The sequence below is a fragment of the Streptococcus sp. M334 genome (assembly GCF_000187745.1).
GTDB lineage: Bacteria > Bacillota > Bacilli > Lactobacillales > Streptococcaceae > Streptococcus.
The window spans coordinates 611,429-624,483 of sequence record NZ_GL732486.1 but is presented as its reverse complement, the minus strand read 5'-3'; the positions used below and the strand labels follow the sequence as shown (position 1 = coordinate 624,483).

10 protein-coding genes and 1 pseudogene are annotated in these 13,055 nt (G+C 39.9%); 7 read left to right on the top strand and 4 right to left on the bottom strand.

The annotated features are described in order from the left end of the window. Nucleotides 1–2 precede the first annotated feature (2 nt). The gene (gene ftsY / locus HMPREF0851_RS07490; protein WP_000522296.1) at nucleotides 3–1,265 is read left to right on the top strand and encodes a signal recognition particle-docking protein FtsY; all 1,263 of its coding nucleotides are present in this window, start codon (nucleotides 3–5) and stop codon (nucleotides 1,263–1,265) included. A 45-nt stretch (nucleotides 1,266–1,310) separates the two neighbouring features. Here the strand turns inward: ftsY and zwf are convergent, their stop codons facing one another. The 3 genes from zwf to HMPREF0851_RS07475 form a co-directional block, all read right to left on the bottom strand. Further along, complete coding sequence (gene zwf / locus HMPREF0851_RS07485) at nucleotides 1,311–2,798, bottom strand: glucose-6-phosphate dehydrogenase (RefSeq protein ID WP_000096101.1); 1,488 nt, start codon at nucleotides 2,796–2,798, stop codon at nucleotides 1,311–1,313. Nucleotides 2,799–2,948: 150 nt separating this feature from the next. Beyond that, nucleotides 2,949–3,689 (bottom strand): amino acid ABC transporter ATP-binding protein, encoded by a 741-nt coding sequence (locus tag HMPREF0851_RS07480; protein ID WP_001096328.1) that lies wholly within the window; start codon nucleotides 3,687–3,689, stop codon nucleotides 2,949–2,951. Beyond that, the gene (locus HMPREF0851_RS07475; protein WP_000726250.1) at nucleotides 3,689–5,854 is read right to left on the bottom strand and encodes an ABC transporter substrate-binding protein/permease; all 2,166 of its coding nucleotides are present in this window, start codon (nucleotides 5,852–5,854) and stop codon (nucleotides 3,689–3,691) included. Before HMPREF0851_RS07475 ends, HMPREF0851_RS07480 begins: the two co-directional genes overlap by 1 nt. A gap of 172 nt (nucleotides 5,855–6,026) precedes the next feature. Here HMPREF0851_RS07475 and HMPREF0851_RS07470 point away from each other — a divergent pair, with 172 nt between their 5' ends. From HMPREF0851_RS07470 to HMPREF0851_RS07450, 5 genes are all read left to right on the top strand, one after another. Further along, nucleotides 6,027–6,980: a CPBP family intramembrane glutamic endopeptidase gene (locus HMPREF0851_RS07470; RefSeq protein ID WP_000792093.1), complete on the top strand. Its 954-nt coding sequence runs from the start codon at nucleotides 6,027–6,029 to the stop codon at nucleotides 6,978–6,980. A gap of 76 nt (nucleotides 6,981–7,056) precedes the next feature. Next, complete coding sequence (gene uvrB / locus HMPREF0851_RS07465) at nucleotides 7,057–9,045, top strand: excinuclease ABC subunit UvrB (protein WP_000610434.1); 1,989 nt, start codon at nucleotides 7,057–7,059, stop codon at nucleotides 9,043–9,045. Nucleotides 9,046–9,054: 9 nt separating this feature from the next. Beyond that, on the top strand, nucleotides 9,055–9,681 hold the full coding sequence (locus tag HMPREF0851_RS07460) for an NAD(P)H-dependent oxidoreductase (RefSeq protein ID WP_001024109.1): 627 nt from the start codon (nucleotides 9,055–9,057) through the stop codon (nucleotides 9,679–9,681). A 14-nt stretch (nucleotides 9,682–9,695) separates the two neighbouring features. Next, on the top strand, nucleotides 9,696–10,184 hold the full coding sequence (locus tag HMPREF0851_RS07455) for a GNAT family N-acetyltransferase (protein ID WP_000216004.1): 489 nt from the start codon (nucleotides 9,696–9,698) through the stop codon (nucleotides 10,182–10,184). Nucleotides 10,185–10,255: 71 nt separating this feature from the next. Further along, nucleotides 10,256–10,723, top strand: a complete 468-nt coding sequence (locus HMPREF0851_RS07450) for an 8-oxo-dGTP diphosphatase (protein WP_009014219.1) — start codon at nucleotides 10,256–10,258, stop codon at nucleotides 10,721–10,723. On the opposite strand, the pseudogene HMPREF0851_RS16180 reads toward HMPREF0851_RS07450, so the two are convergent. Beyond that, nucleotides 10,720–10,797: pseudogene (locus HMPREF0851_RS16180) on the bottom strand (DNA-binding transcriptional regulator); the annotation flags it as partial. The gene HMPREF0851_RS07450 and the pseudogene HMPREF0851_RS16180 overlap by 4 nt on opposite strands. A gap of 242 nt (nucleotides 10,798–11,039) precedes the next feature. Here HMPREF0851_RS16180 and HMPREF0851_RS16285 point away from each other — a divergent pair. Beyond that, nucleotides 11,040–13,055, top strand: a 2,016-nt coding sequence (locus HMPREF0851_RS16285) for a YSIRK-type signal peptide-containing protein (protein ID WP_009014218.1), incomplete at its 3' end; no start/stop codon positions are given.

Genomic DNA, 13,055 nt, shown 5'->3' with positions numbered 1-13,055 from the left:
ATATGGGATTGTTTGACCGTCTATTCGGAAAAAAAGAAGAACCTAAGATCGAAGAAGTTGTAAAAGAAGCTCTGGAAAATCTTGATTTGTCTGAAGCTGCTGAGCCTTCTCTTACAGAAGCTGAGGAACTTCCTCATGAAGAAGCAGAGGTTGAAATTGTTGAAGAAGCTGTATTTGAAGAAGAGGAAATCCAAAATACAGTTGAAGAAAGTAAGGATTCAGAGCCAGTTGTAGAAGTTCAACAAGAAGAAGTCGCAGAGGAAGAGAACCCTGAGCTTGAAGAAGCTGTAGAAGAAAATAATTCTGAAGTGCTTGAACCAGGAACTCCTCAAGCAGAAGAAACCGTTCAGGAAAAATATGACCGTAGTCTTAAGAAAACTCGTACAGGATTTGGTGCTCGCTTGAACGCCTTCTTTGCAAATTTCCGCTCTGTTGACGAAGAATTTTTCGAGGAACTGGAAGAACTGCTGATTATGAGTGACGTTGGTGTTCAAGTCGCTTCAAACTTAACTGAGGAGTTACGCTACGAAGCCAAGCTTGAAAATGCCAAGAAACCCGACGCACTTCGCCGTGTCATCATTGAAAAATTGGTCGAGCTCTATGAGAAAGACGGTAACTACGATGAAAGTATCCACTTCCAAGATGGCTTGACAGTGATGCTCTTTGTTGGTGTTAATGGTGTTGGGAAAACAACTTCTATCGGGAAACTAGCTCACCGCTACAAACAAGCAGGTAAGAAGGTTATGCTAGTTGCGGCAGATACTTTCCGTGCAGGAGCAGTAGCCCAGCTTGCTGAATGGGGCCGTCGTGTTGACGTTCCAGTTGTAACTGGAGCTGAAAAAGCTGACCCAGCCAGTGTAGTCTTTGATGGCATGGAACGTGCTGTAGCTGAAAGTATCGATATTCTAATGATTGATACTGCTGGTCGTTTGCAAAACAAGGACAACCTCATGGCTGAGCTGGAAAAGATTGGTCGTATCATCAAACGTGTTGTGTCAGAAGCGCCGCATGAAACCTTCTTGGCACTTGATGCATCAACAGGTCAAAATGCCCTAGTACAGGCCAAAGAATTTTCAAAAATTACCCCTTTGACAGGAATTGTCTTGACTAAGATTGATGGAACGGCTCGAGGTGGTGTTGTTCTAGCTATCCGAGAGGAACTCAATATTCCTGTAAAATTGATTGGATTTGGTGAAAAAATCGATGATATTGGAGAGTTTAACTCAGAAAACTTTATGAAGGGTCTCTTGGAAGGCTTAATCTAATCAGAAGCAAAAATCCTGCAAGGTACAAACTTGCAGGATTTTTTTTTATTCTAAACGACCATCTTGACGATAGGCGATGTCTGGTTGCCAAGTCCATTTGGCACCGAATTTTTCAAGTAAGTCAAAGCTAGCTTGAGGTCCCATGCTTCCAGCTTTATAGTCATGAAGTGGGGCACCATTTTCAGCCCAGAGTTCTTCGATACGGTCAATCAATTTCCATGACGCACCAACTTCATCCCAGTGGCTAAAGTTAGTTGAGTTGTTATTTAAGACATCATAAATCAATTTCTCGTATGGCTCTGGAGAAGCACCAGTTGCGGTCGCATCTGTACGGTAATCAAGTGAGTTAGGAGCCAAGTTAAATTCTTCTCCTACCTGCTTCCCATTTAGGCTAAGAGAGAATCCTTCTGTTGGTTGGATATAGATGGTCAAAATGTTTGGAGCAAGTGAATCTCCAAAGATAGAGTCCATTTGTTTAAAGACGATATTGACATGAGTGCCTTTTTCAGTCAGACGTTTACCAGTACGGAAGAAGAAAGGAACACCACGGAAGCGCTCGCTGTCTACAAAGAAGGCACCAGATGCAAAGGTTTCAGTTGTAGATTCTGGATTAACATTTGGCTCGCTACGATAAGAGATATATTTCATGCCATCAATCTTACCTGAACGGTATTGACCACGGATAAAGTGTTCTTTAAGTTCTTCATCAGTTGGATGATAGAGGTTTTTAAAGACCTTAATCTTTTCAGCACGAATCTCGTCTTTTGTGAAGCTTGCTGGCTTGTCCATGGCAAGGAGGGAAAGCAGTTGTAGAGTGTGGTTCTGTACCATGTCACGGAGGGCACCAGACTCATCATAGTAGCCACCACGTTCTTCTACACCCAAGCGCTCCGCAAAGGTAATTTGAACATTGTCGATAAAGTCCTTGTTCCAAACGTTTTCAAAAATCAAGTTTGCAAAGCGAACTGCAAAGATGCTTTGGATCATTTCCTTACCAAGATAATGGTCAATACGGAAAATTTGTTCTTCGTCAAATGTTGCTAGGAGCTCGTCATTCAACTTGCTTGCGCTTGCGTAATCTGTACCAAATGGTTTTTCAACGATTAAACGCTCAAAACCTTTACCATCAACAATGTTTTCAGACTTGAGGTGTTTTGCGATAGTTCCAAAGAACTGAGGTGCCATAGACAAGAAGAAGAGCTTGTTGTGTTCAGCTTGGTACTTGTCATTAAGTTCAGCCTGCAATTGACGTAGAGCAATGTAGTGTTCTGTATCATTGACATCATGGCTTTGATAGTAGAAGTGGCTAGCAAACTCCTGAGCCTGTTCGGTACTATCTGCCAAATCAAGGATAGATTCAACTACTACAGATTCAAAATATTCCTTGCTCCAAGGACGACGGGCAGTTCCAATAACGGCAAAGTGCTCGGAAAGATTGCCGGACTTATATAGTCTAAAAAGGGAAGGGTAGAGCTTGCGTTTAGCCAGGTCTCCACTCGCACCAAAAATTGTAACAATAACCTTAGATGACATCTAGCTACCTAATTTCTATTTTTATTCCTAGTCTTACTAGGTATGAGGAAATCTCATTTCATAAACTTAATTCTAACATAATTTTCCGAAAAATCAAAAAATCCAATACGAGATAGAAAAAAACTGCAAGGAAATCCTTACAGTTTGAGTTTAGACGTTTAAGACCTTGTCCAAGAAATCTTTCAGACGTGGGTGTTGTGGGTTATCAAAGATTTGGTCAGGTGTTCCGTCTTCTAGGAACTCACCGTCTGCAGTAAAGATAACGCGGTTGGCAACCTGACGGGCAAATCCCATCTCATGGGTTACGATAATCATGGTCATGCCTTGCTCAGCCAATTCTTTCATAACGTTCAGTACGTCTCCGACCATCTCAGGGTCAAGGGCAGAAGTTGGTTCATCAAAGAGCATGATGTCTGGATTCATTGCTAGTCCACGAGCGATAGCCACACGTTGTTTTTGACCACCTGATAGGCTATCTGGGTTAGCATTAGCTTTATCTGCAAGCCCAACCTTGTCAAGCAACTCCATTCCCAATTTCTCAGCTTCTTCTTTAGTCATCAACTTGTGCTCAATAGGAGCAAAAGTAATGTTGTCCAATACAGACATGTGTGGGAAGAGGTTGAAGTGTTGGAACACCATTCCGATATTTTCACGGACGTGGTCAACGTTGGTAGTTTTTTCAGTTAAGTCATAACCGTTCACAGTGATGTGACCGCTAGTGACTTCTTCTAGAAGATTAAGGCTACGGAGGAAGGTTGACTTACCAGAACCTGAAGGACCAATGATACAAACAACATCTCCTTCATAGAACTTAGTCGTAATTCCTTTTAAAACTTCATTTTTTCCGTAGCTTTTGTGTAAATCATTTACATCAATTTTTAGTTTTGCCATTAACGAATCCTCTTTTCTAAGCGTTTCGCTAGTTTAGTCAAAAGTGTGATAATTACAAGATAGAAGATAGCAAGGATTGCATACATCTTGAAACTTTGGTAGTTACGGGCGATGATAATCTTACCAGTTTGGAAGAGTTCAACCAAACCGATAGCAGATACGATGGTTGTATCTTTAAGAGCGATAACGAATTGGTTAACAAAGTTTGGCAACATTAATTTAGTTGCTTGTGGCAAGATAATCTTACGCATGGTTTTTCCATAAGAGATACCCAAGCTTCGGCTGGCTTCCATTTGGCCAACTGGAACGGCCTGAATACCACCACGAACGATTTCAGCGATATAAGCGGCTGCATTGAGTGAGAGGGCAATAGTACCAGCTACAAAGTCGTTAATTGGACTTTGTTGACCTGTGATGGATTCGATAAAGTTTGGAATCCCCCAGAAGATAAAGGCTGCAAGAATCATCAATGGAATACCACGGATAACGTCAACGAAAATCTCAGAGATCACACGAAGAGATTTGTATGGGCTAACGCTAAACATACCGAAGATAATCCCAATGACAATGGCAATAGCAAATGAGATAAGAGCTAGAGCAAGAGTGATACCAAGACCGCTAAGGAGTTGTTTGTAGTTGTTTTGGAGCAAGCCCCAGATAGTTGTCTCATCAACAGTGCTTGTTGAAGCAGATGAAGATTCGCTAGCTAGGTATTTATCAAGAATCTTTTGGAATTCCCCGTTTGCTTTAAGGTTTGCAAGTCCGTTGTTGAACATTTCAATCAATTCTGGATTTGCTCCTTTTTTTACGGCAAAGGCTGTTTCACCGATTGGAGTTCCAGCGATTGGAGTTTTCAATTTTTGACCTTGGCTGATAGAATATTTGAGGACAGGTTCATCATCCATAACCGCATCGATGGCTCCAGTATTTAAACTGTCATACATTGAAGAACCATCAGCGAAGGTTTTGATTTTGTAGCCGTATTTGCTTTGATTTTCTGTTAGGAAGGTTTGAGAAGCGGTTCCGTTTTTAACACCGACCGTCTTCCCTTTTAAATCTTCATAAGAAGCAATGGTGCTTGATTCCTTGACACCAAGGATAGTATTGGCAGTGTAGTATGATTCTGAGAAGTCAAAAGTTGCCTTACGAGCATCTGTAACAGACATACCAGCAATGATACCATCAGCTTGTCCAGCTTGAACAGCACTGATAGCGGCATCAAAACCAGGGTTGGTGATTTCAATTTCGAAACCTTGGTCCTTAGCGATTGCCTTAATCAATTCCATATCAATACCAGTGTATTGGTTGTTTGAATTTTGGAAAACAAAAGGTGCAAAAGAAGAATCGCTGGCAATGATGTATTTAGCTTTAACAGGAATGGCTTTTAAGCCTGCAAGAGTAGTTGTAGTTGGCACTGCTGAAGATGATGACGCAGTCCATTTCTTGATGATTTTATCAAGACTACCATCTTGTTTCATTTTAGCCAAGGCTTGGTTAAATTCAGTAACCAGGTGCTCGTATTTGCTTCCTTTTTTCACACCGAAAGCAAAACTACCTACAGCTTCACCATCCATTTCAATATGGAGGTCTTGACCTTGGTTGATGGCATATTCGATAACAGGTTTGTCATCCATCATGGCATCGATGGCACCAGCACTCAAGCTGTTGTTCATCAAATCACTAGTGTCAAATGTTTTAATAGTAAAGCCGTATTTATCTTTGATTGTTTCAAGAAAACGTTGAGCAGCAGTTCCGTTTTTAACACCAACGGTTTTGCCAGTTAATTGGTCATATTTACTAATCTTGTGTGCCTTTGTAGTTGCAATGACAACTTTTGTATCATAGTAAGTATCAGACATGGTGAAGACTTTTTCACGTTCTTTCGTCTTTGTCATCCCTGCCATGATAGCGTCAGCTTGACCAGCTTGAACCGCATTTACCGCTGCATCAAATCCAGGATAGGACATCTGAATGTTCCATCCTTTAATCTCAGCGACTTTGTTAATAATGTCAACATCAATTCCTTTATAAGTTTGATCTGAATCTTTAAACTCAAAAGGTGCATAGGCGGTATCAGATACAATCTTAATTGTTTCAGCTTTCGCAATACCTAATGAGAAAATTGGGAATAAAATTAGCAAAAATGCTAGAAATTTTTTCTTCATTTTTAGTCTCCTTTTCCGAATATTTTCCCATTATATCAGAAAAAGTAAAAAAAGGCAAATTTTTATATTTTTTGTGTCAGAAAATATAACATCGTTTTTTCTTTTCTTTCTTGAATTGCTACCATAAAGTGCTATAATAATAGTATATAGTAGAAGAAAAGAGGACAGGGATATGAAGAACAAAAGAATATTTGAAGACTTCCAAGCTTCAAAAATGAGTTTAAATATTTACACAAGCCCCTTGTTAGCCTTTGTTTTTGTCTTTATAGGAGAGTTTGTGGCTTTTACTTTATATGGTATTAGTTTGTTAGCTCTTATCGGACTTGCTAGAAATTTTGGAGAGGCTGGTCAAGCTTTTGCTACATACTTGCAGACTTTGCAGCAGAGCTTGATGGATAAAACAAGTGACTTTCATTTAATTTTAGATTTACTGGCGTTTGGTTTTATACTCAACACTGTGTTCAGATGGACTAAAAAAGTTGAGAAAAGACCTATTCGAACTTTAGGATTTTATAGAGAAAATTTCCTCAGAAATCTTGTTAAAGGATTTGGGCTAGGTCTGGCACTTTTTCTTCTTACTTTGTTAGGTTTAGTGGCCTTGGGGCAATATCGTTTGGAATCCATTCACTTGAATCTTTACTCGCTTGTCTTTGTAGTCTTTACTATCCCTTTTTGGATTTTACAGGGGACAACAGAAGAAGTGGTAGCCCGTGCTTGGCTCCTTCCTCAATTGGCCTCAAGAACCAATCTAAAACTGGCTATTCTTATATCTAGCCTGTTCTTTACCCTGCTTCATGTGGGAAATTCTGGTCTAACACCTCTATCTCTAGTGAATCTCTTCCTATTCGGAGTTGCCATGTCTCTTTACCTTCTCAAAACTGATACAGTTTGGGGTGTTGCAGGTATTCATGGAGCCTGGAATTTTGCTCAGGGAAATCTCTTTGGGATTTTAGTTAGTGGTCAACCATCAGGAACGTCTTTGATGACCTTTTTACCACAAGGCGATCAAGGCTGGTTATCAGGAGGATCTTTTGGTATTGAGGGTTCCATCGTGTCCAGTATTATTTTGCTGCTGCTGATTGTCTATCTCGCTTATCAATTGAAGAAAGAAAATGAAAGGATGTGACTTAGGTCCGTCCTTTTCTTCGTGAAAATGATACAAGTATGCTAAAATAGGAATAGCACATGGAGAGAGGATTCTTATGATTAACCGTATTACAGATAATCAATTTAAACTAGTATCAAAATACCAACCCTCAGGAGATCAACCCCAAGCTATCGAGCAGTTGGTTGATAATATCGAGGGTGGAGAAAAAGCTCAGATTCTGATGGGGGCGACTGGAACAGGGAAGACCTATACCATGAGTCAGGTCATTTCCAAAGTTAATAAACCCACTCTGGTCATTGCCCATAATAAGACGCTTGCTGGTCAGCTTTATGGAGAATTTAAGGAATTTTTCCCTGAAAATGCCGTTGAGTACTTTGTGTCTTACTATGATTATTACCAGCCAGAAGCTTATGTCCCTTCTAGTGATACCTACATTGAGAAGGATAGTTCTGTCAATGACGAGATTGACAAACTCCGCCACTCAGCGACTTCGGCCCTTTTGGAGCGTAATGATGTTATCGTCGTAGCTTCCGTTTCTTGTATCTATGGTCTGGGTTCGCCCAAGGAATACGCTGATAGTGTCGTTAGTCTCCGTCCAGGTCTTGAAATTTCTCGTGATAAACTCTTGAATGAATTGGTGGATATCCAGTTTGAGCGCAATGATATTGATTTCCAACGGGGAAGATTTCGTGTACGTGGGGATGTGGTGGAGATTTTCCCAGCCTCCCGTGATGAACACGCCTTTCGAGTAGAATTTTTTGGAGACGAGATTGACCGTATCCGTGAAGTTGAGGCTTTGACAGGTCAGGTATTGGGAGAAGTGGATCATTTGGCGATTTTCCCAGCCACTCACTTTGTGACCAATGACGACCATATGGAAGTTGCCATTGCTAAAATTCAAGCAGAGTTAGAGGAGCAGTTAGCTATCTTTGAAAAGGAAGGAAAACTACTTGAAGCCCAGCGCTTGAAACAGCGGACAGAGTATGATATCGAAATGCTGCGCGAGATGGGCTATACCAACGGGGTTGAGAACTATTCACGCCACATGGATGGACGTAGCGAAGGAGAGCCTCCTTATACGCTTCTCGACTTCTTCCCAGATGATTTCTTGATTATGATTGATGAAAGTCACATGACCATGGGACAGATCAAGGGTATGTACAATGGAGACCGTTCGCGTAAGGAAATGTTAGTAAATTACGGTTTCCGTTTGCCGTCTGCTTTGGACAATCGTCCTCTCCGTCGTGAAGAGTTTGAAAGTCATGTGCATCAGATTGTTTACGTTTCAGCAACACCAGGTGACTATGAAAATGAACAGACCGAGACAGTGATTGAGCAAATCATTCGTCCAACAGGACTCTTGGATCCTGAAGTGGAAGTCCGTCCGACTATGGGACAGATTGATGACCTCTTAGGTGAAATCAATGCCCGTGTTGAAAAGAATGAACGAACCTTTATCACCACTTTGACCAAGAAAATGGCAGAGGACTTAACCGACTACTTCAAGGAAATGGGCATCAAGGTCAAGTACATGCACTCGGATATCAAGACCTTGGAGCGGACGGAGATAATTCGTGACCTGCGCTTGGGTGTCTTTGATGTCTTGGTCGGAATCAACCTGCTCCGTGAAGGGATTGACGTTCCCGAAGTGAGTCTCGTAGCCATTCTTGATGCTGACAAGGAAGGCTTTCTTCGTAACGAACGTGGACTCATCCAGACCATTGGACGTGCCGCCCGTAACAGTGAAGGGCATGTCATCATGTATGCGGACACCGTTACCCAGTCTATGCAACGTGCCATCGATGAAACTGCCCGCCGTCGGAAAATCCAGATGGCCTATAATGAAGAGCATGGTATCGTTCCACAAACTATTAAGAAAGAAATCCGTGACCTGATTGCTGTGACCAAGGCAGTTGCTAAGGAAGAGGACAAGGAAGTTGACATCAACAGTCTCAATAAACAAGAGCGCAAAGAACTTGTTAAGAAACTCGAAAAACAAATGCAAGAAGCAGTCGAAGTGCTTGACTTTGAACTAGCAGCTCAGATTCGGGATATGATGTTGGAAGTCAAGGCGTTGGATTAAGGAAATTTTATGAATATTTTAGTTATCAATGGACATCCTGATAAAGAAAGCTACTGTCAAGCAATTTTTCAAACGATTGTAGAAAGTATAGACTCAAAGAGACATGAACTTGAAGTGATTAATCTTAATGAGGAAGAGTTTGATCCTGTTTTACGTTATGGTTATCGACAAAGGATGGAGGACGATCCGTTTATTCTACGCTCTCAAGAATTAATTCAGTGGGCAGATCATTTCATTTTTGTTTATCCTATTTGGTGGAGTAGTATGCCTAGTCTATTGAAGGGGTGGATTGATCGTGTGTTTACGCCAGGCATTGCATACTCTGCAAATAATCGAGGAAGCTTTATTTTAAACTACTTGAGAGGTAAACAGTTCAAAAAGTTACTAAAAGGAAAAACAGCTAGTATCTATGCAACTTCTATGGCACCAACTTGGTGGTACAAAGTATTTTCAGGTCCGATTAACATTCCAGACAGTTATGGAATATCAGTATTAAAGAATGCTGTATTGAATCACTGTGGCATAAAAACAAAGAGGGTTTCAATCTTGGGAGAGTTAGGCCGTGAAGTAAATACAAGTTCAACAAGACAAAAATTTCTACACAAAGTAGCAAAGGAAGTCAGGATGTTGGATTAAGGAGAAGAAAATAAATGACGGTTATTATCAAATCAATGGAAACTCCTGAAGAGATAGAAGGCAAATCCCTTGCTCACTGGCAAACGTGGAGAGAGGCTTATGACGACCTTTTGCCTGCAGAATTTCAGGAGACAATGACATTAGAGAGATGTCGACTCTTTAGTCAAAAGTATCCAGAAAATACATTGATTGCGATGGATGGTATGAAGGTAGTTGGTTTCATCAGTTATGGCAGCTTTCGTGATGAGATTATTCAAGCTGGTGAAATTATTGCCTTATATGTTTTAAAAGACTATTGTGGAAAAGGAATCGCACAAAAGTTAATGAAAGCAGCTTTGATTGCTCTTGATCATTTTTCTGAAATTTTTTTATGGGTATTGAATGATAATAAGCGCGCCATTGCTTTCTATCAAAAAATGGGTTTTACTTTTGATGACCAAGAAAAAATACTTGAACTTGGAAAGCCGATAAAGGAAAAACGAATGGTATTCTATTCTAAATAATTTTAAAAAGTAGAAACTAATGGTACTGGTACAAGTCTGAAAATGTAATAAATTAGAAAGTGAGTAAATTTATGTCTCGAGCACAATTAACGATTTTAACAAATATTTGTCTAATAGAAGACCTCGAAACCCAGCGCGTGGTAATGCAGTATCGCTCTCCTGAAACTAATCGCTGGTCTGGTTATGCCTTTCCAGGAGGCCATGTAGAAAATGGCGAGTCTTTCGCAGAGTCTGTCATTCGTGAAATCTATGAAGAAACAGGGTTGACTATCCAAAATCCTCAACTTGTCGGCATTAAAAATTGGCCACTAGATACAGGTGGCCGCTATATTGTCGTTTGTTATAAGGCAACTGAGTTCTCTGGTACCCTTCGCTCTTCAGAAGAAGGAGAAGTTTCTTGGGTGCAAAAAGACCAGATTCCAAGCTTGGAACTGGCCTATGATATGTTACCCTTGATGGAGATGATGGAAGCTCCTGACAAGTCTGAATTTTTCTACCCTCGCCGTACAGAAGACGATTGGGAAAAGAAAATCTTCTAGTCTTTTACTAAATAACCAAGTTTATCCAAGGCCTCCTCGATATAGTGGAGGTCTTGTTGTGTCTCCTGTCTAATAGTAATAGAAGATTAGGAAAAAAGTATATATACTTGCTAAAATTAAATGCTAAATTAGAAAAAATATATGGGTTATACTGTTAATTTTTCTAAGAAAGATGTAAAATAGAAAGTGTACTATGTTTTTAAAACAGTGTGGTACCCAAAATTAAAAAAGCATATCCTTTCCTTAAATTACTAAAATATTTAAGGGGGGGTATTTTTTAGTACCTCAAAAATAAAAATAAGAGAGAGGCGATTAGATGACAAAATCAAATCGAGAAGTGAACGGAGAAAAGGTATTCCGTTATTCTATTCGTAAGTACCATTTTGGTGCTGCAAGTGTTGCCGTAGCAGCATTAATGTTTTTTGCAAATGGTGCGGTTAAGGCAGATGCTTTACCTGTATCACCTGTTACGGCGAATACTGAAAAGGTAAATGTTGGTGTTACGGAACTGACAGAAGGAGTTCCACCTAAAGAGAATCCTATAGAGAAATCAAAAGAGGAAGTAGTGGGTGATAAAACACCAGTTGCTCAGAAGCTAGTGGATAAGTCTCCTCTCGTTCAGGCTATTAGTGAACTTCAAGCTGCGATTGCAAAAGTAGACGAGGAAAGTTTAGTAAGTTTATCTAATCAACTTATTCAATTAACCGATGAAAATAACCGTTTACTTAATGGAGAAAATATTTCTGAGGAAGCGATTGCAAGTCAAGTAAGTCGAGTTCAATTTCTTACAGAGCAAGTGCGTCTACTTAAGTCTAAGACTGAAGATAAAGCTTCTAACAAGGAAGATGGATCTGGTTCTAAAGTTCAAGATAAAAAAGAGTTTGAAGTATCAGAGAATGCTGTGACACTTGTTAATCAGACTGCAGAAATCAAAAAATCTGTAAAAGATGACAAAGTCGAGGAAGTGTTCACTAATAAAACCAAATTGGAAACGCTTTTAAAAGAAATTGACAAATTAGATCCAGAAAAATACACTGAGGATTCAGTAAAGGGATTAAAAGAAAAAGTTGCAAAAGCTAAAGAAGTATTAACAATTGCTAAAAATCAAGAGGAAGTTAATTCGGTATATAAAGAGTTAGTTAATTACAAAAACAGTAGTTTAAGACGTGTGAAAATGACTCATAAACCACTAGAGGAAAACACTCCTAAACTAGATACAACAAATGGTAAAGAAACAGTAGGGAAGAAAGCCGAAAATACTGAGCCAAATGATAGGAATATCGCAGGACATAATCATATCTTGAATGGGACTACTTTACCTGAAGGTAGTGGACTACGAGCTGCACCAAATAATACAAATTTCACTTATGAAACAGTAGGTGCTGATTTATCGAGTTTAGTTGCTGGCGAAGAATTAGGATATGGTAAGAAGGTTATTATCAAAGTAAAATACGATACGAAAGTCATTAGTACTAAAGATGTATATATTACTACAACCCCAAATACTGGACCAAGAACTGAATATACAAGAAGACAGCAAGATGGTATTGGACCGTATGATGGTGGGACTAATATAAAATTGGTAGGACAAATTCCGAATGATATGATTGGAACTTACGATTTGCATATTCACGTACTAAATAATAAAAGGAATAATGCTCAAATGGCAACATTAAATGTGCCAATAACTGTAAAACCTAAAAAACCAACTGTAAGTGTTGCTGATTTAGTGAATGCAGAAGGGAAAAGGCCAGTTGTTACAGCAACAGTTGCGAATACATCTATAAGTAAAGTAGAATTTTATCTTAATGGACAAAAGCAAACTGTAGTAAATGCAGCAAATGGACAGGCAACGTGGACACCAACTAATGCACTGAGAGAAAATGATCGAATTACCGTTAAAAATATTGCACAGGGTGGTATACCTCCTAGAGATGCATATGGAAATACTTTTACAACAAGAGAAGCCACATCGGATATGAGTGATGCTGTGGTAATTCCTAAAGCACCTAAAACAGCAACACCAGGAGCACCAACAGTAGCAAGTGACGAAGCAAATGCACGAGTAACCGTAACGCCAAGTGCAGATGCAGACCGAGTAGAAGTTACAGTAGGAAACTCAACAGTGGTCGCAACGAAAACTGGCTCAACATGGAGTCTAACACCAGCTAAAGAAGGAGTAAGTGTAGATCCAACAAGCGGAGTAATCACTGTAGCACACAATACAGCAAGTGCAGGAACACAAGTCAGCGCAACTGCTAAACATGGAAACAGTGATGCAAGTACAGCGTCAAGAGCAAACTTACCAGCCAAAGAAACAACACCAAATGCG